This is a genomic window from Pseudomonas sp. UBA7500 (genome assembly GCF_002478435.1).
In the GTDB taxonomy this organism is placed as follows: Bacteria; Pseudomonadota; Gammaproteobacteria; order Pseudomonadales; family Pseudomonadaceae; genus Aquipseudomonas; species Aquipseudomonas palmensis.
Window position 1 is genome coordinate 84734 of the sequence record NZ_DLNW01000047.1, and the last position, 22302, is coordinate 107035.

Here is a 22302-nt window from a genome sequence, read left to right on the forward strand (position 1 = left end):
CTACAGCCCCTCGCCGGGCGCGGACGATTTATAAAAACAATACCGTGGAGGCCCGACCTTGAAGACAACACGACTCCGGCATTCCCTGACTGCCGGCACGCTGGCCATGCTGGCCTGTGCTGTTCTGCCCCCCGCCGTGGCCGAAGATGGCAAGGCGATTCTCAATGCCAAGTGCATGGCCTGCCATACCCCTGAGGGCAACGATGCCCTGAGCCGCATCAGCTACCAGCACAAGGGGCAACCATGAATCAACCGAGCTATACCCAGGGGCGTCAGGACAAGGACCTGCTCGCCATGACCATCGGTGCGGCGTTCGACGCCACGGCGGCCAGGTTCGCCGCGCGTGAAGCGCTGGTGGTGCGCCACCAGGGCCTGCGCTACAGCTGGCAGCAACTGGCCGAGGAGGTCGAGCGCCACGCCCGGGCCCTGCTGGCCCTGGGGCTGCAGCGCGGCGATCGCCTGGGCATCTGGGCGCCCAACTGCGCGCAGTGGTGCATCACCCAGTTCGCCAGCGCCAAGGTCGGCGTGATCCTGGTCAACATCAACCCGGCCTATCGCAGCAGCGAGCTGGAATACGCGCTCAAGCAGTCCGGCTGCAACTGGGTGATCTGCGCCGACGCGTTCAAGACCAGCGACTACCACGCGATGCTCCTCGGCCTGGTGCCGGAGCTGGCCAGCGTCGCCCCCGGCAGCCTGAACTGCCAGCGCCTGCCGGCCCTGCGCGGCGTGGTGAGCCTGGCCGAGCAACCACCCCCAGGCTTTCTGCCCTGGGCGGGCCTGCAAGGCATGGCCGAGGCGGTGACCGTGCAGGCCCTGGCCGAGCGCCAGGCCGGCCTGCACTGGCACGACCCCATCAATATCCAGTACACCTCCGGCACCACGGGTTTCCCCAAGGGGGCGACCCTCAGCCACCACAACATCCTCAACAACGGCTACATGGTGGGCGAGAGCCTGGGCCTGACCGAGCACGACCGGCTGGTGATCCCGGTGCCGCTGTACCACTGCTTCGGCATGGTCATGGGCAACCTGGGCTGCCTGACCCATGGCTCGACCATGATCTACCCCGGGGATGCCTTCGACCCGCTGAGCACCCTGCGCGCCGTTGCCGAGGAGCGCGCCACCGTGCTCTACGGTGTGCCGACCATGTTCATCGCCGAACTGGACCACCCGCAGCGGCATGAATTCGACCTGTCGAGCCTGCGCACCGGGATCATGGCCGGCGCTACCTGCCCGATCGAGGTGATGCGCCGGGTGATCGACGAGATGCACATGAGCGAGGTGCAGATCGCCTATGGCATGACCGAGACCAGCCCGGTGTCGCTGCAGACCGCTGCCGAGGACGACCTGGAGCTGCGCGTCACCTCCGTGGGGCGTACCCAGCCGTGCCTGGAGAGCAAGCTGGTGGACAGCGACGGGCTCACGGTACCCCGCGGGCAGATCGGCGAGCTGTGCACCCGTGGCTACAGTGTCATGCTCGGCTACTGGGAAAACCCCGAGGCCACCACCGCGAGCATCGACCACGAGGGCTGGATGCACACCGGCGACCTGGCGGTGATGGACGAGCAGGGCTATGTGCGCATCGTCGGGCGCAGCAAGGACATGATCATTCGCGGGGGCGAGAACATCTACCCGCGGGAGCTGGAGGAGTTCTTCTTCACCCACCCGGCCATCGCCGACGTACAGGTGATCGGCATTCCGTGCAGCCGTTATGGCGAGGAGATCGTGGCCTGGGTCAAGTTCCACCCCGGACACAGTGCCAGCGAAGACGAACTGCGCGAATGGGCCAGGGCGCAGATCGCCCACTTCAAGGTGCCGCGGCACTTTCGCCTGGTGGACGAGTTCCCCATGACGGTCACCGGCAAGGTGCAGAAGTTTCGCATGCGCGAGATCAGCATCGAGGAACTGACCCTGGCCAGGCAAGGCCGGCTGGCGGGCAGGGGGTAGGCCTGCGCCGCCGGGTGCGGGCGGTCATGCAGGGCGCATGACCGCCCGGGCGGCACTCAGTGCGTGCCGCGCGGCACGGTCTTGAGCAGGTCCTCGGGGCTGATATGGCCCACGATGTGCTTCACGCTGCCCGGTTGCGGCAGGTCGAGGATGTGCCCCTTCATCTTGCCGATCACGTGCATCTCGCACGGCTTGCAGTCGAACTTCAGGGTCAGTACCTCGTCACCGTGAATCAGCTGCATGGGCGCAACCTTGGTGCGCACGCCGGTGACGCCCTTGGCCTGTTTGGGGCACAGGTTGAACGAGAAGCGCAGGCAGTGCTTGGTGATCATCACCGGCACTTCGCCGGGCTCTTCGTGGGCCTCGTAGGCCGCATCGATCAGCTTGACCCCGTGGCGGTGGTAGAAGTCGCGGGCCTTCTGGTTGTACACGTTGGCCAGGAACGACAGGTGCGACTCGGGGTATACCGGCGCCGGCACCGTCTCGGCCTTGCGGCCGCCGCGCGGGTGCGCGGCAACGCGGGCGGCGGTGAGGCTCTCGATCACGTCGCGGCGCAGCGCCTTGAGCTGGGAGTTGGGAATGAAGTACGCCTGCGGCGCATCCAGGCGAATGCCGGTGGCGTGGTACTGGGTGGTGCCCAGCTGGCCGAGCAGGTCGTGCAGTTGCTCCAGCGCCTGCTCCGGCTTGTTGGCCGGGCCGAACGGGCCGGGCAGGGTGGCACTGGCGCTGATGCCTTCCTCGCTGGTGGCGGTCAGCTCAAGGCCGTGTTCACGCAACTGCGCGACCCAGCCCAGGCCGATACGGCGTTCGGCCGACGTCTTCTGCAGCGCCTGCTGCCAGTTGTGGTCCAGGTTGCGGCTCAGCGGATGGTTGGGGCGCAGCTGGTGCAGGCCCTTGGGCATCTCGTTGGGCTCTACGCGGTAGCGGTAGCGCTTTTCGCCGTCTTCGTCGAACTCGCCCCTGGCCTCGGCGATGTTGGCACGAAAGCCGACCACCTCACGCTTGACCAGCACGTTCAGGCCGTCGCCGTTGGACAGCGGTGCATGGGTGACCACCTGCAGGTCGCGCTTGCCGACCTTTTCCACCACACCCACCGGCAGGCCGGTGAAGGTGGGCGAATCGAACGCGCCGATGTCGATCTTGCGCTCGCTCACGAAGTAGTCGGTGCTGCCGCGGTGGAAGGTCTTGTCCGGGTCGGGCACGAAGAAGTGCGCGGTATGGCCGCTGGAGGCGCGGGCCAGGTCGGTGCGGTCTTCGAGCACTTCGTCCAGGCGCTGGCGGTAGTAGGCGGTGATGTTCTTCACGTAGCCCATGTCCTTGTAGCGGCCCTCGATCTTGAACGAACGCACGCCAGCCTCTACCAGGGCGCGGATGTTGGCGCTCTGGTTGTTGTCCTTCATCGACAGCAGGTGCTTCTCGTAGGCGATCACGCCGCCTTTTTCGTCCTTGAGGGTGTAGGGCAGGCGACAGGCCTGGGAACAGTCGCCACGGTTGGCACTGCGTCCGGTCTGGGCGTGGGAGATGTTGCACTGCCCGGAGAACGCCACGCACAGCGCGCCATGAATGAAGAACTCGATGGCCGCGTCGGTTTCGTCGGCGATGGCGCGGATTTCCTGCAGGTTCAGTTCGCGGGCCAGCACCAGCTGCGAGAAGCCGGCCTGGTCGAGGAATTTGGCCCGTGCCAGGGTGCGGATGTCGGTCTGGGTGCTGGCGTGCAGCTCGATGGGCGGAATGTCCAGCTCCATCACCCCAAGGTCCTGCACGATCAGCGCATCGACGCCGGCGTCGTACAGTTGGTGGATCAGCTTGCGCGCCGGCTCCAGCTCGTTGTCGTGCAGGATGGTGTTGATGGTGGTGAACACCCGCGCGTGGTAGCGGTGGGCAAACTCCACCAGCCCGGCGATATCGCTCACCTCGTTGCAGGCGTTGTGGCGGGCACCGAAGCTCGGGCCACCCAGGTACACCGCATCGGCGCCATGCAGGATCGCCTCGCGGGCAATCGCCACGTCGCGGGCGGGGCTGAGCAATTCCAGGTGATGCTTGGGTAGGGACATGTCTTTTTAGTCTGGCTGGTCACGGTAGCCGCGCATTGTAGCCGCGCAACGCGCTGTCGGCACCTTTGCCGACAGGCGTCATGCAGATTGACCAGCCCCCTTCGCCGGTGAGGCCGGCAAAGGGGCGCCAGGGCAGGGGGTCAGAAGCGCCCGTCCAGGCCGATGCGGAACATCTCGTTGCGCTCGTCGGTGGCCAGCGCGGTCTTGTACGAGAAGCCCAGGCGCCAGCTCTGGCTGAGGCTGAAGTCCAGGCCCAGGTCCAGGTCGACGAAGTTGCTGTCCATCGGGTCGGGTGACAGGCGATACAGCACGCCGTCGTTGGTCTGGTCGGTGTAGCGCATGCGGTAGTCGTCGCTGTGGCTGAAGTTGTGACCCCACGCCAGCCCGACCCGCGGCGTGAGCACGCCGGCGCCGGTCTGGATGTCGTAGCCGCTGCGCACGCCCAGGAACGAGGTGAAGGTCCGCTGGCGCTGTTGTTCGTACGACAGCCCGTAGATACCGCCGCCCCGTTCGCTGAAGTCGTCCAGCTTGGTGAAGCTGGCGTTCAGCCGTGTGTACGGCGCCAGCGACAGGGCGCCTTCGCGGTACTCGTAGCTGGCGGTCAGCGAGGCGAACAGCTGGTCGGCGTCGCGCGAGCCATGGGCATAGCCGTTGGACGGGTCGGCAGTGACGTAGCGGCGCGAGTCGAAGCGGATGCGGTTGTAGCCCAGCAGTGCATCGATGTAGATCTCCGACAGCGGGTTGACGCTCAGGTACGCCGCCAGGCCCAGGGCGTCGGCCTCGCTGCGGGTGTCCTGCTCGCCGATGTCGGCGCGGTCGTTGCCGTAGCCAAAACCGATGCCCACCACGGCCCTTGGCGACAGGCGATAGTCGACGCCGGCGCTCAGTCCGTAGGTGACGAAGCTGTTGTCCTTGGCGCCGCGTGCGCGGTTGGAACCGGTGTTGATGAAGCCATCGGTCCAGTAGGCCACGGCCTCTTCGACGCACTCGCCGGAGGTGGCGCGGGCGGTGTCGCGCTGTTTGCGACGGGTGTCGTCCGCGTCCTCGTCGTCATTGCCCTTGCCGTTGCCTTCGAGCTCGTCGCGCAGCGCCTTGCCCAGGCTGCCCAGGCCGAGGTTGTCGCGGCCATGTTGAACGTTGGCGTTGAACGCGTTGCGGTCACAGGTAGGGCGGTGCAGTTGCTCCAGGCGCCGGTTGAAGTTGTCCATCTGGGTGCTGGCAAAACGATCCGCTGCGCGCGATTGCGCGTTGAGCAGGCCGATCACTTCGGCGTCCTTGCTGGGGTCGGGACGTGCCTGCACGCTGAAGGTCACGGTGCCGGTCGCGCTGGCACCGCTGGTGCTCTCCAGGCTGAAGGTGACCACTGCTGTGCCGGCAAAGGCAGCGGCAGGCACGAAGCGCAGGTTGAAACCGGACAGGGCGGCACGCGCTGCTCGCGCAGGGGCCACCGATGTCAGGCTGGCATGCCCGGCTGACGCTGGGCTCAACGACAGCACGCGGGCGCGCAGGAACGGCCCTCCGGTGGCCCCACGGGTAAGGTCGACGCTGGCGACAGCACCGGGGCTGAGCGCCTCGCTGGATGACACCACGGTGACCACCTGGGCGGCGATCGCCAGGGTAATGCTGCGGCTGCCGGTGGCGCCGTTGGCATCGGTGGCGGTAACGGTCAGCGTGGCGTTGGCGGCCTCGGTCGGCGTGCCGCTGATCACCCCGGTCGCCGGGTCGAGCTGCAGGCCATTGGGCAGGCTGCCGGCGCCGATGGCGTAGCTGTACGGCGCCATCCCGCCGCTGGCACCCAGGCCGAAGCTGTAGGCGCTGCCCACGGTGCCTGGCGGCAGTGGGCCGGAGGCCGGGCTCATTACCAGCGTCGGTGGGGTGATGGTGAGGCTCACCGTGGCGGCTGCCGAGGTGCCGCCCGGGCCGGTGGCGGTGTAGGTGAAGCTGTCAATGCCCGAGTAACCGGCAGTCGGGGTGTAGCTGATGCGGGTGCCACTGACCTGCGCAGTACCGTGCTGTGGGTTGCTGGCCACGGCCACGCTTGTGACCGGGGCACTGCCCAGGCTCAGGGTCAGCGGGTTGTTGCGGCTGTTGGCGGCCACACTGGCCGACACGTTGCCGACCACGGGCGCCTGTGCCACGACTGTCAGGCTCAGCGTACGGCTGCCGGTGGCGCCGTTGGCATCGGTGGCGGTAACGGTCAGCGTGGCGTTGGCGGCCTCGGTCGGCGTGCCGCTGATCACCCCGGTCGAGGTGTTGAGTGTCAACCCATTGGGCAGACTGCCGCCGATGGCATAGCTGTACGGCGCCATCCCGCCGCTGGCACCCAGGCCGAAGCTGTAGGCGGTGCCCACGGTGCCTGGCGGCAGCGAGCCTGACGCTGGGCTTAGCACCAGGGTTGGCGGGGTAACGGTAACGTTCACCGTGGCAGGTGCCGAGGTGCCGCCCGGGCCGGTGGCGGTGTAGGTGAAGCTGTCAATGCCCGAGTAACCGGCAGTCGGGGTGTAGGTGATGCTGGTGCCACTGACCTGCGCAGTACCGTGCTGTGGGTTGCTGGCCACGGCCACGCTGGTGACCGGGGCACTGCCCAGGTTCAGGGTCAGCGGGTTGTTGCTGGTGTTGGCGGCCACACTGGCCGACACGTTGCCGACCACGGGCGCCTGCGCCACGACTGTCAGGCTCAGCGCCTGGCTTGCCTGGAAATTCTGGCTGTCAGTCACCCTGACGGTAAAGCTGGTGGTGCCGGGTGCGGTTGGCGTACCGGCCAGGCTGCCGGTCGGGGCCAGGGTCATGCCGGACGGCAGGGCGCCCGAAACGATGGTGTAGCTGTACGGCGCGGTGCCGCCACTGGCACTGATACTGGCCGTGTAGGGCACGTTCTGGGTGGCGTTGGCCAGTGTGGTCGTGCCGATAACCACGGTGGGCGGCGTGATGGCGAGGTTGACGGTGGCAGGCGCCGAAGTCCCCCCCGGGCCGGTGGCGGTATAGGTAAAGCTGTCGACGCCGGCATAGCCTGGGGTCGGGGTATAGGTGAAACCCGTGGCCCCGGTGATGTTGACGGTGCCATGTGCAGGGGGTGTCACCACGGCTAGGCTGGTGGTCGGCCCCCCGCTGAGGCTTGCGCTGATCGTGCTGGCGCCGCTGTTGGCTGCGAGGGTTTGGTTGATATTGGCGGCTACCGGCGCTTGCTGGCCAACCACGAAGGAATAGGGACGCACTCCGGTGAATCTGTTGGTATCACTGGCCCGCACCCCGAAAGTGAACGTACCGGCGGTGGTTGGTGTGCCACTCAGGGTGCCTGTGCTGGTAAGGCTCATTCCTGCAGGCAGCGCGCCGAAGGCGATACCGTAGTCGAAGGGTGCAACCCCACCGCTGGCGCTGATCGACGTGCTGTACCCCGTGCCCACCGTAGCTGCGGGCAAGGTAATCGGCGTGATGTCTATGAAGGGCGTGGCAATGGTGAGGGTATAGGTCTGACTGACGCTGGTGAGGTTGCTGGAGCTGTCGACCGCCGTGACGCTGAAGGTGTAAGTACCGGCTTTGGAGGGGCTTCCGGTCAGGGTACCGGTACTGGAAAGGGCGATTCCGGTCGGTAGGCTGCCACCGTTGATGCTGAAGGTGTAGGGCGCGACACCCCCACTGACGGTGAGCTGTTGGCTGTAGCTGCTGCTGTAAATGGGGGCCGGCAATGTCGCCGGGGTGATGGCCATGCTGCCGGCAACGATGGTCAGTGTATAGCTGCGCGTGCCGGTGTAGCTGAACGCGTCGGTGACCTTGGCCGTGAAGCTGAAGTTGCCGCTGCTGGTCGGCGTGCCGCTGAGCGTGCCGTTGGATGCCAGGGTCAGGCCGCTGGGCAAGGCTCCAGATGCAAGCGAAAAGGCGTAGGGCGCGTTACCCCCGCTGGCAGCCAGCGAGGTGGTGCTGTAGGCGATACCGGCAGTACCCGCAGGCAGTGATGCAGGGGCGATGCTGATGGTCGGGGAACCGACGGTAACGGTCACGGTCGCCGGGGCAGAGGTGCCTGCACTGTTGGTGGCGGTATAGGTGAAGCTGTCCGTGCCTGCATAACCGACCGTGGGTGTGTAGGTGACGCTGGTGCCGCTGGCCGTTACTGTGCCGTGGCTTGCTGAGGTACTGATGGCCACGCTGCTGGCGACGCCCCCCGAGAGGCTGAGTGTGACAGGGTTCGCGCTGCTGTTGTGGCCGACAGAGGCGCTGACCGGGCCGGCAACCGGCGGTGCAATGTAGGTGAAGGCATTGGTCAACGACGCCGAGCCGGCGGCAGTGGTGACACTCACGTTGACCACGCCGGCGTTGCCGGCCGGGATTGTGGCGGTGATCTGGGTGGGGCTGTTGATGGTCCAGCCGGTTGCCGATACCCCGCCAAAGGTGACGCTGCTGGCGCCGGTCAGGCCGGTGCCCGTGAGGGTCACGCTGGTGCCACCGCCGATGGGGCCTGAGTTGGGGGTGACGGTGTTCAGGGTCGGCACGGCGAGGTAGGTATAGGCATTGACCGAAGTGGCACTGCCCCCCGGCGTGGTGGCCACGACATTGACGGGCCCGGCGGCATGCGCGGGCGCAATGGCGGTGATCGATGTCGAACTGTTGACGGTGAAGCTGCTTGCCGGTGTGCCGCCAAAGGTGAGGCTGGTGGTGCCGGTCAGGCCTGTGCCTGAGATAAACACTTGATTGCCGCCGGTGGTGGCGCCGGAATTGGGCGTAGCGATGGTCAGGGTCGGTACGGCGAGGTAGGTGAAACCATTGGTCAGCGTGCTCGTACCGCTTGCCGTTGTGACCGTCACGTTGACCGGGCCTGCCGTGTGGGCGGGGACGGTGGCGGTTATCGAGGTCGGGGAAACGACGATGATGTTGGTAGCGGGCACACCAGCGAATGTCACGTCGGTGACGCCGACAAAATTGGTGCCGGTCAGGGTCACAGAGGTGCCGCCGATGGCGGGGCCGCTGCCGGGCGATACGGCGGTCAGGGTCAGGGGCGGTGTTGCGCCTGTGACCTTGAGGGTGTAACGGGCCTTGCCCACGACATCGTTGCTGTCAAGGGCCGAAATCCAGAAATCGTAGTTGCCGATGGCTGTGGGGGTGCCATGCAGGGTGGTGGTCGCGCTTCCAGGCGACGTTTCCAGAACCAGACCGGGCGGCAGGCAGTTGGTCGGCATGCTGGTGTCATCCTGGTCACATTCGTACCACTCGAAGATGGCGCCGCCGGTGGCGGTGATAGTGAAAGTGTCTATCGGTGTGTTGACCGCCACATCCGGCAGGGCGGTGCCACTGGCGGGGGAAAGGGTCGGGGCGGCACTGGCCTGGCCGCACAGCAGCAGCGAGACGAGCATCAGGCCCAGCAATGCAATGCTGCGGGCCATGCGGTGACGAAGGTCAATCAGGGATCTGTTCATGGGGCTTCCTGCCAGGTAGCGGTATTACTCGCTTGCGGCGCGGGTCAAGAGTCATCGGAACAACCCGTATGCCGTGACTGGCAGTGCGGGTTTTGCAGCGTTGAGGTAACGGCGGCGGCGTGGTCAGGGTTCCATGGGGGCACCCTCGGCACAGGTCTGCATCAGTGGCCGTTGCATCTGCAGGTACAAGCCCTGCTCGCCAACTACCTCGAAGCCCAGGCGCGCATACAGCCGGCGCGCCGGGTTGAACGGCTCCACACTCAGGGCACAGCGCGTGTGCTGGCCGTCGGCCAGCGCGAGCACCGCGGCCAGCAGGGTGCTGCCCAGCCCCTTGCCCTGCCAGGCAGGCAGCAAGGCGATATCGACCACCCGCACTTCGCTGGCGTCCACCTGCAGGCACAACCTGCCGATCGGTTGCCCCTGGTGCTCCAGCAACAGGAATTCGGCCGAGCGATAGTGCAGGGCGTAGTGGCGTTGCTGCAGCTCGGCTTGGGCGTGCAGAAACGCGACCCGCTGCGCGTCGGTCCACCCTGGTGCGGCACGCACCTCTTCCCAGCGGCGCGTCACGAACAGCGCGCGCAGAAACCCGTCATCCGCCTCGGCCTGCAGGCGCAGGCCGGGATCGAACGACGATGGCAACAGGCGGGCCAGGCGCTCGAGGCTAGTCATTGCGGATCGGGTACTCCCCTTCGACGCAGATGCAGTACGCCAGCGCCAGGTAGGGTTGCATCAGGTTGCGCTCGATGTTGCCGTTGCCAGTGCCGGCGTCAGTCATGCTGCCTTCGGCCAGCGTCTGCGTGGTGCCCACAGTGTTGTACAGGTTGATGTTGCGTGGCTGGGCCAGGTAGGTGGTGGTGCTCGGGATGTCGACCCTCTGGTCCGGCTCGGTACCATCGCGCGCGGTGAACCCATGGTTGTGTGGCGGGTAGTTCAAGGAATTGAGCGCTACCTTGTCGGCGCCAGCGGTACTGGCGAAGGCTGCGTTTGGCAACCCGGTACCCTGGCCGGCTCCCATCACCACACGACCATTGAGATTGGGCAGCATGAATGTGGTCTTGCCATCGCCGCCGAATCGGTTGCCGATCACCGAAAACAGCACGCTGTACTGCTGGATCAACAACGAACGCCCGTCGCAGGGAAGAAAATTCTGCGGTACGAAACTGTAGGGCAGAAGCCTGATTTCACCATAGAAAGCGTCCATGGAATGCTCTTTCCTTGATTCAGAGAGGGGTGGGCTTACTGCTGCGACGGGTAGATCCCGGCCAGCGCGATGATGTAGTTGAGCGCCATGCTGCCCATCAGGTTGGCATGTGGTTGCCCGCCGCCTGGCGCCACCGACACTGCCGCGGAATTCAGTGTGACGTTGGGGTTGGTGCCGCCGTTGCTGTACAGCCCCTTGGTCGAGCTTTGCGCGGTGAACACCCCGAGCGTGCGCGAGGCCGGTGCCTGGGTGTCGACCGGCGAGGCGGCATCGGCCAACTGCGTGCTGGCGTAAAAGGTATGCGAGTGAGCGGGCATGTGTTGCACGCCAATGGAGGTCTGTGCACTGCCCATTGCCTGGCCTAGGTTGCGCTGCGTGAGGCCGGGGCCTGCGCCGGCGCCTACCGGTACCCGGCCGCGCAGGTCGGGCAGGGCGAAGGTGTTGACCCCATCACCGCCATAGGTGGTGCCCAACAGCGTGAACAACACCTGGTTCTGCTGGATCGACAACAGCTGGCCATTGCACAGTGCCCAGTCCTGTGGCTCGTAGTTGCCTGCGAACAGACGGATTTCCCCGATAAAGGCTTCAGACATGGTTCATTCCTTGATGTGAAGGAGCGTGTTCACGGGCGCGGTGGGTAAACGCCAACACTGGCGATGCAGTACTGCAGCACCAGCGAAGGCTGCATGTTGTCCAGGGGCTGTTGGGGTGGCGTGGGCTGAATCGTTGCCGGGTTGAGCGCTTGCTGCTTGCTACTGTCGAACTTGACGTAGGTGCTGCGCGAAGCGACCGGTGGGGTTGCCAGGTTGGCACTGGTGGCCGGGAACGCACCGGCCGGCCCGCTGTTGCCCAGGGCATCGGATACATAGACCTCATGGGTATGCTGGGCGAGTGCGGCGGCGGGCAGTGTTTCTTTCTCGGTGCCGGCTGACTGGCCCTGGGTATGATTGCTCAGGCCGGGGTCAGGGGTGCCGGTGCTGTTCCGGGCCAGCGCGGTGCGCCCACGCAGGTCAGGCAGGGCAAACAGGTTGTTGCCGGAGCTGCCGAACTGGGTGCCGAGCAAGGAAAACAGTGCAGCGTTGGTTTGGGTGGATAACAGGCGTCCGTCGCACGGCAGCCAACCCTTGGGCACGAAGTTGTACGGGAACAGGCGGATTTCACCCACGAAAGGTTCCATATGAACAAACCTCCATCATGTTTCTCAGGCACCAAAAAAAACCCACTTGCAGGCAAGTGAGTGACAATCACGGCAGAGCTGACTAGCTAGGTAAGGCGGTTATCGATCACGGCTTGTGGCCGTTCCAGCTTCCATCTGCGCTTCTTCATGAGCGTTCCTTCCATGGTTGCGATAACAGGCAGAGGGTCCGGCGAAGCGGCCCTCGGGAGGTGGGTTGATGCTAGGCGAGGTAGTGACGCATTGCCATCACTGAAAATGGGTATTTCGACGATTTTTTTCAAACGATTGTTTGACGCGGGGCGGCTGTCGGTAATCTGGCGCCAGGCACACGTCGCGCCCGGCATTCATGGGCACCTGGCCGTGCCCTGTAGCCAGTGGCTGCGTGCTGTGGAAAGATCCGGGTTCTTTTCCGTGCCGCACTGACGAGCAAGCCATGATCGATTTCCACAATGTCACCGCCTACCAGCAGCACAACCGTGTGCTGGACGGTTTCTCCCTGCACATCGGTGCCGGCGAGAAGGTCGCCATCCTGGGCCCCAACGGGGCCGGCAAAAGCACCCTGCTCAAGCTGATCACCCGCGAGCTGTACCCGGTGGAGCGCGAAGGCAGCCACCTGAAGCTGTTCGGCAGCGACACCGTCAACCTGTGGGCACTGCGCAGTCGCCTGGGGTTCGTGTCCCAGGACCTGCAGGAAGACTACACCCCGCACACCCAGGCGCTGGATGTGGTGGCGTCGGGCTTTTTCGGCGCCATCGGTGCCCATGGCCATCTGCAGCCCGATGACGAGCAACTGGCGCAGGCGCGTGCGCTGCTGGCCGAGGTGGAAATGGCCGGGTACGAAAGCACCATGTTCCAGCGCCTGTCCACCGGGCAGAAGCGCCGCCTGCTGCTGGCCCGCGCGCTGGTTCACCGGCCCAGTGCGCTGATTCTCGACGAGCCGGCCAACGGCCTGGACATGGGGGCGAGCCTGGGCATGCTGAGGTTGCTGCGCAGCTTCTGCGCCGAGGAGCACGCCATGATCATCACCACCCACCATATCGACGAGATCATCCCGGAAATCGAACGTGTGGTGCTGCTTAGCCAGGGGCGCATCGTGGCCGACGGGCCCAAGGCCGAGGTGCTGACCAGCGCGGCACTGTCGCAGCTGTACCAGACGCAGCTGCGCATCAGCGAACAGGATGGCTGGTACCGCTGCTGGCACGCCTGAACCGGCCTGCGTGCGGCCGGCTCGGCGGGGTCAGGGCACAGGGTTGATGAACGGGCCGCCGGTGAACTGCACGAACAGCTGGCGGTACTCTTCGTTTTCCGGGTCGATGATCAGTGCCTGACGCAGGAACTCCAGCCCCTCGCGAGCGTTGTCCAGCTGGCAGCTGAGGGCAAAGGCCAGGTACAGGTGATAGGCGTTGAAGAAGTCGAACGACAGCGCCACCTTCACCAGGTGCAGGGCGCCGGTCAGGTCCTGGGCCCGCAGGCGCGCGCCGATCTCGTGATTCAACTGGGCGCCATCCTTGATCATCAGGTTCGCCAGGCCGACCTGCTTGCGCAGTACAACCGTATGGCCGTTGCCGACCTTGGAGTCGGTCTGCTCGACGCTTTCGACCAGCCAGTGCCCCAGCCCGACGTTGTTGATCAGGTTGACGGCCCGCAGCATGCTCTGCAGGGAGAACACCAGGTGATGGCCACGCCACAGGTGCGCGTCGATCGTGCTCATGTCGACGCGCTTTTCGTAGGCGTCGATCATCTGTTCCAGGGTGGTCAGCGCGCGGATGCGGTCGGTGGGCTCGGCGTTGCGGTTGGGGAAGATGCAGAAGAACACGCCACCGTCCTTCACCACCCGGGATGACTCCACGTAGGCCGCCAGCAGGTTGGGCACATGCTCGATGACGTGGGAAGTGATCAGGTAGTCGAAGGTCTGGTCGGCAAAGGGGATATCCAGGAAGTCGCCCAGCGCGTCGACCCTGGCGGGCTCGGCGTGGTAGTTGGCCTGTTCCTGCTTGTAGTGCGTGTAGTCTTCCAGGTCCTGCGGGTACAGGAATGCCTCGCCATCGCAGGGGGCCAGGTTGATGCAGTCCGGCAGGTAGAACGCATTATGCGCGGCGGCACCGATCTCCAGGCCGCGGCCCTGACAGTATTTGCTGGCCAAGGCCATGCCTTTATGGTTCATCGACGCTTGCTTCCTCTGAAAAAATGCCTTGCGCAGGCTATCGGCAGGGCCGCGCAAGTATTGAGCCGGGTACGCAGCGCTCGCGTTCAAAGACTTCCCGCGCAGCGTGCAATAGAATACCCGGCGGGCGAACCCGGTTGGTTCGTCCAGTGCCGAAGCCTCTTGTGATTCGTGTAGGCATCAGGCTTCTTGCTGAATTGAAAATAGGCCACACATGCCAAGCGTTTCCCCGGAAGTACAAGCCAAAGAATGGCACAGCATGGTTTCCCAGTACCCATGCACGCTGACCCAATCGTTGCAGGGCCTTGTCGAGCGCAACAAGGTCATGCTGGCCGCGCGGTTCTATGAACACATGCTGGCCGACCCCAATGCTTCGCTGATCCTGTCCCACGACGAGGTCAAGAGCCGCCTGGGCAGTTCGATGCAGGCCTGGCTGGTGCGGGTCTATTCGGTGTCGCCCACCGATGACTGCATGCCGCTGGTTGCCCTGCAGAAACAGGTGGGGGAAGTGCATGCGCGCATCGACGTGCCGCTGCACCTGGTGCTCAGTGGTGCGCGGCACCTGAAGAAGTTGCTGTTCCAGCTGATTCTCGAACAGCAGTGGGCCAGCGAGGCGCAGGCATTGCGCCTGGCCAGCGAAACCATGGACCTGGCCATGGAAATCATGAGCCACGCCTATTCGCGGTCCCATGACCGCAACTCGCGCAACGAGGAAGGCTACCGGCTGTTCTCGGTGCTGCAGAACATCAGCACCGAGCGCGAGCGTCAGCGTGGCGCCTTGCTGGACTGGGAAAACAGCCTGATGTTCGACCTGGCCATGGGCTCCAACGGCGTGAACCTGCCCAGGCTCGCGGCCTCTGATTTCGGCCTGTGGTTCCGTCACAAGGGCGCCTACGCCTTCCAGAACACCAGCGAAAGCGATCAGATCCTGAAGATCATCCGTCACATGGATGACGTGTTGCTGCCCATGTTTCTTGCCTCGATGCACGAGCAGGAGACGCGCATGCGCCTGCTGCGCGACATTCGCGACCAGACCAAGAGCCTGATGTTCAACCTCGACAACCTGTTCAACACTGCCAACGAGCTGGAAAGCGGTCGCGACGTGCTCACACGCATGCTCAACCGCAAGTTCCTGCCGGTGGTGATCGGCAACGAGATCGCCATCGCGCAGAAGACCGGGCAGACGTTTTCGGTGTTCTCGGTGGATATCGACAACTTCAAGTCGATCAACGACAACTTCGGTCACGAAGCCGGCGACGCGATTCTGCAGCAGATCGCCGAGATCCTCAGCAGCCACAGCCGCGCGGGGGACTACGTGTTCCGCATGGGGGGCGAGGAGTTCCTGATGATCCTGGTGGACATCGACAGCGCCAACGCCATGAAGGTGGCGCAGAAGTTGCGGCGCAAGGTCGAAGCGGAAAAGCTGCAACTGACCGAAGGCCGCAGGCACCAGGTCACCGTGAGCATCGGCATGGCCACCTACAACGGCCACCCCGACTACCAGCACCTGCTGCGACAGGCCGACCAGGCCATGTACCAGGCCAAGCAGGGCGGCCGGAACCGGGTGGTGGCGTACGGGGAACTGACCTCGCCGGAGTGACAGGCCAAGCCTGATGGAGGCGACGATGCACACGCCAAGGCGCCTCTGGCGCAGCGTTATGTGGTTGACAGTGCTGTGGCTGACGGCCAGTGGCGCGCTCGCCGCCGAGCGCGGCCACTGCGGGCGCCAGGCCGGCCCGCAGTGCCTGCACAGCTTCGCGTTGCCGGCAGGTGCAGGCCAGATGCATTACTACGCATCGCGCGCGCCAAGGCCCGGCGACCCCCACGGCCCGCAGACGGCACTGCTGATACTGCACGGGCATCCGCGCGATGTCGGGCGCAGCTTCGAGGCCGGCTTGCAGGCGGCACGTGCTGCGGGCCGGTTGCCGCGTACCCTGGTGGTGGCGCCGCTGTATCAGGTGGCGCCGGCGCAGGCCGGGCGTTGCAGCATGCCGGACACGCCCGGCGCTCAACCGGGCGACGCGCTGTGGAGCTGTGCCGGCTGGCTGGCGGGGGCTCCCTCGCTGGGCGCCCATCCGCTTGGCGCCTTTGCGGCACTGGACGCCTTGCTGGGCGAACTGGCCCGGCAGTGGCCGAGCCTGCGCAGTGTGACCCTGGTGGGATTTTCGGCCGGTGCGCAGATGCTCCAGCACAGCATCGGTTTTGCCGCCGACCCGCCGGCGGGTGTGGCGCTGCGCTATGTGATCGCCGACCCGGGCAGCTGGCTGTACTTCGACCCGGTTCGCCCCGTGCCCCTGCGGGGCGAGCGAACGGTGCCGTGGGAGGCCTGTGGTACGGGGGGCTGCACCTGGCGCTTCGACGTGCCCGCGACGTCCCCGGCCTGTGCCTATGACCACTGGAAGTACGGCACCCAGTCGCTGCCTGGCTATCTGCCGCGTACCGGCGCGCAGGCCCGCGCACACTATGCGGCGGCCCAGGTCGATTACCTGGAAGGTGCCCTCGACAGCAGTGCCGACAAGGGCACGTTCTACCCGATTCTCGACAAATCCTGCGCGGCCATGTTGCAGGGGCCTTTCCGATTGCAGCGAGGGCTGGCGTATGCCGCCTATGAACAGGCCGTGCTCAAGCCGCGCACGCCCAGGCGCATGGTCATCGTGCCAGGTTGCGCGCATGACGTGGCCTGTGTACTGGGCGCCGATGCAGCGCGGCCCGTGCTGTTCGCGCCGCCGCCCTGAGCGTGCCGCAGCGCCACGGCAGGTCAGGAAAAAAATTCAGGACCAGCCCATTTTTTTTCGCTTGTGCCAGCCCCTTCGTGCCCTAAGACTCGAGCAGGGCGACGACCGCCTGTTCCCGCGTCAGTACCGGGCTTGCGGGTTCGGGGGCGTGCGCCAACAGAATAAAAATCACAAGGTTGGAGGTGCTCGTGAGTGACTACGCTGCTGTGCCAGATGAAAGCGGCCATATCGATGTGCCGGGTGGGAAGGTCTGGTACCGGCTCAACCGCTCGGCCAACAGCGGTGCCGTGCCGCTGATCGTGCTGCATGGCGGCCCCGGCAACTCCCATGACTACCTGCTGCCGCTGCTGGAACTGGTGCCTGACCGCAGCGTGGTGCTGTACGACCAGCTCGATTGCGGACGCTCGCAGCGGGTGGGCGACACACGCAACTGGACGCTGGAGCGTTTTACCGACGAGATAGATGCCGTTCGCGAGCACCTGGGCCTGGGCCAGGTGCATCTGTTTGCCAGCTCGTGGGGCTGCAGCATCGCCATCAACTATGCGGCCCGGCAGCCGGCCGGGCTGTGCTCGCTGGCGCTGTCGGGGCCGTTGGTCGATGCCAAGCGCTGGATGGCGGACTGCGAGCGATTGAAGGCGCAGTTGCCCGACCACCTGCAGGCGGTGATGCGCCGGTGCGAGGCGCAGCGCGACTTCACCAGCCCCGAGTACCTGGAGGCGGTCAACGCGTTCTATGTGCGTCACCTGTGCCGCGTGCAGCCCTGGCCGCAGATCGTGGTCGACACGATGGACAATTGCGCGACCGAACTGTACGGCTACATGTGGGGCCCCACCGAGTTCTTCGGCACCGGCACACTGGCGGACCTGGACCTGACCCCGAAGCTGGCGTCGATCGAGGTGCCCACGCTGTTCATGTGCGGGGCCCACGACGAAGGCACCCCCGAATCGGGCCGGGCCTTCGCGGCGATGGTCAGGGGCGCCGAGTTCTGCTGCATACCCGAGGCCTCCCACATGCCGCATATCGAAAACCCCGAACCCTTCTTCAGGCACCTGCGCGCCTTCATTGCCAAGGCGACCCCGCGCACCTGAATGCCGTCGGGTCGATGCACAGCCATGGCGGCACCGCTGGGGATCATTCCGCCGACGACTGATTGCATGCGCAATGGTCGCTTGTTCGCCTGGTGGCCCACTTTGATACTTGCCCCTTGCAGGAAGCAGCCCCGGTACAGCGCACGCAGCCCCGCGCGCGCTGTACCGACCCTTGAAGTCATGGATAAAACTATAAAAAACAAGTCGACCCAGGCCCCTGGCGAAGCAGGGGGTTGCGCCTCGACGATCTATTGCTTCGGAGATTGCCCATGTCGATTGCCAATGCGTCAGATACCCCCAGTACACAAGACCCGGAGCAGGCAGGGCTCAAACGGGTACTGAGCTTTTCCGATGTGCTCGCCTACGGCCTGCTGTATTTCGTGCCCATCGCCCCGGTCAGCGTGTTCGGGCTTATCTACAACACCTCCGCCGGCATGGTGGCGCTGGTGTACCTGGTGGCCGCCGTCGCGATGATCTTCAGCGCCATCAGCTACAGCCAGATGGCCAGGAAGATCCCCCTGGCCGGCTCGGTCTATTCCTATGTCACCCACGGCACCAACAGCAGCCTGGGCTTCGTGGCCGGCTGGGCGATTCTGCTCGATTACCTGCTGCTGCCGGCACTGCTGGCGGTGCTGGGGGCGGCGGCGCTGTCGGCGCAGTTCCCGCAGGTGCCGACCACGGTGTGGCTGGTCACCTTCGTTGCGGTGCCCACGGCGGTCAACCTGATGGGCATCGAGATGAATGCCAGGTTGAGCAAGGTGCTGCTGCTGATCCAGCTGGTGGTGCTGTTTCTGTTCGCCGCCTTTGCCACCTCTCGCATCATCGAACTCAAGCCGACCCTGGAGCACTTCATCGCGCCGTTCTACAACCGCTCCGACTTCTCCATGGCCATGGTGTTCGCCGCCGTACCGATTGCAGCTCTCAGCTACATCGGATTCGACGCGGTGTCGACCCTGAACGAAGAGGCCAAGGGGGGCGGGGAGACGGTCTCCAGGGCCACGATGATGCTGCTGGTGCTGGTCACGGTGCTGTTCGTGGGGCAGGTGTACCTGGCGGCAGTGTTCGTGCCGCTGGGCACGGTGTACCAGGGCGCCGCTGCCGACACTGCGTTCTATACCCTCAGTGCCGAGATCGTCGGGGCCTGGTTTCTGCCGGTGATCACCCTGACCAGCGGCATCATCGCGCTGATGGCCAACACCCTGGTGTCCCAGGCGACCACGGCGCGGGTGCTGTTCAGCATGTCGCGGGACAAGCGCCTGCCCGCGTACCTGAGCCGCATCAGTGCCCGCACCAACGTGCCTGCCAACGCCATCGTCACGGTTGCGCTGGTTTCGTTCGTGGTGGCGTTCGCCGGGGCCGGCTACCTGGATGTGATGGTGACCCTGGTCACGTTCGGCGCGCTGACCGCCTACATCCTGTTGCACGTGTCGGTGATGATCTACTTCAGGAAGATCGGCCAGGCGCAGCTGTTCAGCCATGGGGTGTCCCCGGTGCTGGGCGTGCTGCTGTTGAGCTATGCGCTGTGGAGCACCAACGTGCACGCCAAGGTGCTGGGCGCCGCCTGGATGCTCGGCGGCCTGCTGATTGCCTGGGTGATGCGCCGGCGGGGGGCGCCCTCGCTGACCTGGACGGACTGACTGCACGCTGCTGCCCATGCATCGCCTGGAACAATGCCCGCTCATGCGGGCATTTTTTATTGAAAATAAATTCAGTAACGGTCTTGATCGTTATTGAAGATATTTTCAGTATCGCCTAGGATTGCCCCAGCCTGACAAGAACAAGACGGGGTATTGCAGTGACACGACTCAAAGACAGGGCCTATTGGCTCGACAAGGCAGCAACGTTGCCGCTGGAGGGCAGGGCATTCATCGACGGGCGCTATGTGGACGCGCAAGACGGGGCGACCTTCTGCACCCGCAGCCCGGTTGACGACGCCGTGCTCGCGGCGGTGGCCCAGTGCGCGAAGGCCGATGTGGACCTGGCCGTGGTTGCTGCGCGGCGCAGCTTCGAGGCCGGCGTGTGGAGCGAGCTGGCGGCCCGCGAGCGCAAGGCGGTGCTGCTGAGGTGGGCCGCACTGCTCGAGGCGCATACCGACGAGCTGGCGCTGCTGGAGACCCTGGACAGCGGCAAGCCGATTGCCGATACCATTGGTGCCGACCTGCCGGGCACGATCTACTGCCTGCGCTGGTTTGCCGAACTGATCGACAAGGTGCACGGCGAGGTGCCGGCCACCGACCCGCAATTCTTCGGCACCGTGACCCAGCAGCCGCTGGGCGTGGTGGCGGCGGTGGTGCCCTGGAACTACCCGCTGCTGATGGCCGCCTGGAAGTTCGCCCCGGCCCTGGCAGCCGGCAACAGCGTGCTGCTCAAGCCGTCGGAGAAAACCCCGTTGAGCGCCTTGCGCATCGCCGCCCTGGCGATGGAAGCGGGTGTTCCGGCTGGGGTGTTCAACGTGCTCCCCGGTGATGGCGCGGTGGGACGCGAGCTGAGCCTGCATGGCGACGTCGACTGTATCGCCTTCACCGGCTCCGGCGCGGTGGGGCGGCAGATCGCGCAGAACGCCGCCGCCTCCAATCTCAAGCGTGTATGGCTGGAGCTGGGCGGCAAGTCGGCCAACATCGTCATGGCCGATTGCGCGGATCTCACCCAGGCCGCGCAGTCGGCAGCGGCGGCGATCTTCGCCAACATGGGCCAGGTGTGCAGCGCCGGGTCGCGTCTGCTGGTGCAGCGCTCGGTGATCGAGCCGCTGCTGCGCGAACTGCTCGTGGCCACCGACAGCTATTACCCGGGGCACCCGCTGGACCCGGCCAGCGTCACGGGTGCGATCATCGACGCGGTGCAGTTCGAGCGCGTCCAGCGCTACATCGAAACAGGCCGGCACGAGGCGCAGTTGCTCAAGGGCGGCCAGGCGCTCTCGCCGGTGGGGGCAGGCGCCTACCTGGAGCCGACGATCTTCCTTGCCCCGGACGCAACGGCGCGTATCGCCAACGAGGAAATCTTCGGCCCGGTGCTGGTGGTGATTCCCTTCGACACCCTCGATGAAGCCATCGCCATCGCCAACCAGACCGAGTTCGGCCTGGCGGCGGCGGTGTGGTCATCCGACCTTGGGACCATTCACCGCGCCACCCGCCAGCTCAGGGCCGGCACGGTGTGGGTCAACTGCTATGACGAACTGGTGGACATGAACTTCCCGTTTGGCGGGTTCAAGGAGTCCGGCAATGGCCGGGACAATTCGGCCCATGCGCTGGGCAAGTACACCGAATTGAAATCCACCATCCTGCGCTGCCGTTGAGGTCAACCCCATGCAAAACACGCTTTCAGCCTTGAACCCGCAACAATGGACCGTGCCACTGCCCATCGAGTACGGCCCGGGTGCGCGTCATCACCTGGCCAGGCTGTGCCGGGACTTCAACATCAGCCGACCGATCATCATCACCGACCAGGGCTCGCTGCGCCTGCCCTTCGTGGATGAACTGCAGCGCAGCCTGACCGAGGCGGGGCTTGCCTGCGGCCTGTACGGCGGCATCGAGCCCAACCCCACCGACCAGTCGGTACTGGCCGGTGCCGCAGCCTATCGGGCCTGGGGCGCCGACGGCATCATCGCGCTGGGGGGCGGCAGTGGCCTGGACGGCGGCAAGGCGGTGGCCCTGGTCGCCCGTCAGCAGCGCAGCGAGCTGTGGGCCTTCGACTTCGACAAGCCGGTGCCGGCAGGTTTCAGTGCGGCGGACTTTGCGCCGGTGATCGCGATTCCCACCACCGCCGGCACCGGCGCCGAAACCGAGAGCACCGCGATGCTCACCGACACCGGGCGCGGCATCAAGGGCTGCGTGTGGCACCCACGGGCGCGCCCGGCGGCGGTGATCCTGGACCCGGAGCTGACCCAGAGCCTGCCGGCCAACCTGACCGCATGGACCGGGTGCGATGCGATCATCCATGCCCTGGAAGCCTACTTCGTGCCCAGCTTCAACCCGCTCAGCGACGGCGCCGCGTTGCAGGCATTGACGCTGCTGTGGGGCTCGATCGACACCGCCGTCGAACGCGGTCACGACCTGGAGGCGCGGGGCAACATGCTGATCGGCTCGTGCCTGGCCGGCGTGGCGTTTCTCAAGGGCCTGGGGCTGGTGCACGCACTGAGCCATATGGTGGGCGCCACCTACAACACCCACCATGGGTTGACCAACGCGGTCATCCTGCCGGTGGTGCTGCGCTACAACCAGGCGCAGATCACCCCGCGCCTGATGCCGGTGGCGCAGGCCCTGGGCTTGCCGGACGCCGAGTTCGAGACCTTCTACAACGCCGTGTGCGCCTTGCTCGACCGCCTGGAGATTCCCAGGTCGCTGGCCGAGCTCGGGGTCCGCCAGGCCGATGTCGGCGCCGTGGCACGCAAGGCCATGGGCGACCCGGCGCGGCTGACCAACCCGCGCGACAGCACCCAGGCACAACTGGAGGCGCTGTTGACCCAGGCGATCAACCACGCCCGCGATTGATGAACCCGCTGTTTTCCGCTTAGCCGTGCAACCAGACCAATAAA

At 65.5% G+C, this 22302-nt stretch carries 16 protein-coding genes; 9 read left to right on the forward strand and 7 right to left on the reverse strand.

Translation table 11 applies throughout. From position 1 onward, the window contains the following. The first annotated feature begins 58 nt into the window (after positions 1–58). Positions 59–247, forward strand: coding sequence for a c-type cytochrome (locus B4I46_RS19565; protein WP_078480933.1), 189 nt, complete (start codon positions 59–61; stop codon positions 245–247). Continuing rightward, positions 244–1944 carry an AMP-binding protein gene (locus B4I46_RS19570; RefSeq protein ID WP_286901414.1) on the forward strand — a complete coding sequence of 567 codons (1701 nt, stop codon included), beginning with the start codon at positions 244–246 and terminating at the stop codon, positions 1942–1944. Before B4I46_RS19565 ends, B4I46_RS19570 begins: the two co-directional genes overlap by 4 nt. A gap of 56 nt (positions 1945–2000) precedes the next feature. Here B4I46_RS19570 and B4I46_RS19575 read toward each other — a convergent pair whose 3' ends face one another. The 6 genes from B4I46_RS19575 to B4I46_RS19600 form a co-directional block, all read right to left on the reverse strand. Further along, complete coding sequence (locus B4I46_RS19575; RefSeq protein WP_078480936.1) at positions 2001–3998, reverse strand: peptidase U32 family protein; 1998 nt, start codon at positions 3996–3998, stop codon at positions 2001–2003. A 140-nt stretch (positions 3999–4138) separates the two neighbouring features. Continuing rightward, positions 4139–9406: a putative Ig domain-containing protein gene (locus tag B4I46_RS19580; RefSeq protein ID WP_286901415.1), complete on the reverse strand. Its 5268-nt coding sequence runs from the start codon at positions 9404–9406 to the stop codon at positions 4139–4141. Between the two features lie 123 nt (positions 9407–9529). Then, the gene (locus B4I46_RS19585; RefSeq protein WP_255000797.1) at positions 9530–10075 is read right to left on the reverse strand and encodes a GNAT family N-acetyltransferase; all 546 of its coding nucleotides are present in this window, start codon (positions 10073–10075) and stop codon (positions 9530–9532) included. Continuing rightward, positions 10068–10607, reverse strand: a complete 540-nt coding sequence (locus tag B4I46_RS19590) for a phage tail protein (protein WP_043861237.1) — start codon at positions 10605–10607, stop codon at positions 10068–10070. Before B4I46_RS19590 ends, B4I46_RS19585 begins: the two co-directional genes overlap by 8 nt. 35 nt (positions 10608–10642) lie before the next feature. Beyond that, positions 10643–11200, reverse strand: coding sequence for a phage tail protein (locus tag B4I46_RS19595; RefSeq protein ID WP_116053949.1), 558 nt, complete (start codon positions 11198–11200; stop codon positions 10643–10645). A gap of 29 nt (positions 11201–11229) precedes the next feature. Continuing rightward, positions 11230–11784, reverse strand: a complete 555-nt coding sequence (locus tag B4I46_RS19600; RefSeq protein WP_054914486.1) for a phage tail protein — start codon at positions 11782–11784, stop codon at positions 11230–11232. Between the two features lie 433 nt (positions 11785–12217). Between B4I46_RS19600 and B4I46_RS19605 the strand changes: the two genes are divergently transcribed. Further along, positions 12218–12991: an ABC transporter ATP-binding protein gene (locus B4I46_RS19605; protein WP_043861240.1), complete on the forward strand. Its 774-nt coding sequence runs from the start codon at positions 12218–12220 to the stop codon at positions 12989–12991. A 30-nt stretch (positions 12992–13021) separates the two neighbouring features. Here B4I46_RS19605 and B4I46_RS19610 read toward each other — a convergent pair whose 3' ends face one another. Then, positions 13022–13948 carry a class I SAM-dependent methyltransferase gene (locus tag B4I46_RS19610; protein WP_255000803.1) on the reverse strand — a complete coding sequence of 309 codons (927 nt, stop codon included), beginning with the start codon at positions 13946–13948 and terminating at the stop codon, positions 13022–13024. Positions 13949–14207: 259 nt separating this feature from the next. On the opposite strand from B4I46_RS19610, the gene B4I46_RS19615 reads away from it, so the two are divergent. The 6 genes from B4I46_RS19615 to B4I46_RS19640 all read left to right on the forward strand — a co-directional run bounded on the left by B4I46_RS19615 (position 14208) and on the right by B4I46_RS19640 (position 22258). Further along, on the forward strand, positions 14208–15548 hold the full coding sequence (locus tag B4I46_RS19615; protein WP_173925049.1) for a diguanylate cyclase: 1341 nt from the start codon (positions 14208–14210) through the stop codon (positions 15546–15548). 58 nt (positions 15549–15606) lie between these two features. Beyond that, positions 15607–16683, forward strand: coding sequence for a hypothetical protein (locus B4I46_RS19620; protein WP_196932212.1), 1077 nt, complete (start codon positions 15607–15609; stop codon positions 16681–16683). 188 nt (positions 16684–16871) lie between these two features. Continuing rightward, positions 16872–17771, forward strand: a complete 900-nt coding sequence (locus tag B4I46_RS19625) for a proline iminopeptidase-family hydrolase (protein WP_054914489.1) — start codon at positions 16872–16874, stop codon at positions 17769–17771. A gap of 269 nt (positions 17772–18040) precedes the next feature. Then, positions 18041–19408, forward strand: a complete 1368-nt coding sequence (locus B4I46_RS19630; protein ID WP_043861243.1) for an APC family permease — start codon at positions 18041–18043, stop codon at positions 19406–19408. 158 nt (positions 19409–19566) lie between these two features. Continuing rightward, on the forward strand, positions 19567–21063 hold the full coding sequence (locus B4I46_RS19635) for an aldehyde dehydrogenase family protein (RefSeq protein WP_286901420.1): 1497 nt from the start codon (positions 19567–19569) through the stop codon (positions 21061–21063). Between the two features lie 10 nt (positions 21064–21073). Further along, positions 21074–22258 (forward strand): iron-containing alcohol dehydrogenase, encoded by a 1185-nt coding sequence (locus tag B4I46_RS19640; RefSeq protein WP_054914492.1) that lies wholly within the window; start codon positions 21074–21076, stop codon positions 22256–22258. The last annotated feature ends 44 nt before the right edge of the window (positions 22259–22302 follow it).

Bases quoted from the DNA above. Each gene is read 5' to 3' on its own strand.
- B4I46_RS19570 (WP_286901414.1), top strand. From the start codon at position 244: ATGAATCAACCGAGCTATACCCAGGGGCGTCAGGACAAGGACCTGCTC.
- B4I46_RS19575 (WP_078480936.1), bottom strand. From the start codon at position 3,998: ATGTCCCTACCCAAGCATCACCTGGAATTGCTCAGCCCCGCCCGCGAC.
- B4I46_RS19580 (WP_286901415.1), bottom strand. From the start codon at position 9,406: ATGAACAGATCCCTGATTGACCTTCGTCACCGCATGGCCCGCAGCATT.
- B4I46_RS19585 (WP_255000797.1), bottom strand. From the start codon at position 10,075: ATGACTAGCCTCGAGCGCCTGGCCCGCCTGTTGCCATCGTCGTTCGAT.
- B4I46_RS19590 (WP_043861237.1), bottom strand. From the start codon at position 10,607: ATGGACGCTTTCTATGGTGAAATCAGGCTTCTGCCCTACAGTTTCGTA.
- B4I46_RS19595 (WP_116053949.1), bottom strand. From the start codon at position 11,200: ATGTCTGAAGCCTTTATCGGGGAAATCCGTCTGTTCGCAGGCAACTAC.
- B4I46_RS19600 (WP_054914486.1), bottom strand. From the start codon at position 11,784: ATGGAACCTTTCGTGGGTGAAATCCGCCTGTTCCCGTACAACTTCGTG.
- B4I46_RS19605 (WP_043861240.1), top strand. From the start codon at position 12,218: ATGATCGATTTCCACAATGTCACCGCCTACCAGCAGCACAACCGTGTG.
- B4I46_RS19610 (WP_255000803.1), bottom strand. From the start codon at position 13,948: ATGAACCATAAAGGCATGGCCTTGGCCAGCAAATACTGTCAGGGCCGC.
- B4I46_RS19615 (WP_173925049.1), top strand. From the start codon at position 14,208: ATGGTTTCCCAGTACCCATGCACGCTGACCCAATCGTTGCAGGGCCTT.
- B4I46_RS19620 (WP_196932212.1), top strand. From the start codon at position 15,607: ATGTGGTTGACAGTGCTGTGGCTGACGGCCAGTGGCGCGCTCGCCGCC.
- B4I46_RS19630 (WP_043861243.1), top strand. From the start codon at position 18,041: ATGTCGATTGCCAATGCGTCAGATACCCCCAGTACACAAGACCCGGAG.
- B4I46_RS19640 (WP_054914492.1), top strand. From the start codon at position 21,074: ATGCAAAACACGCTTTCAGCCTTGAACCCGCAACAATGGACCGTGCCA.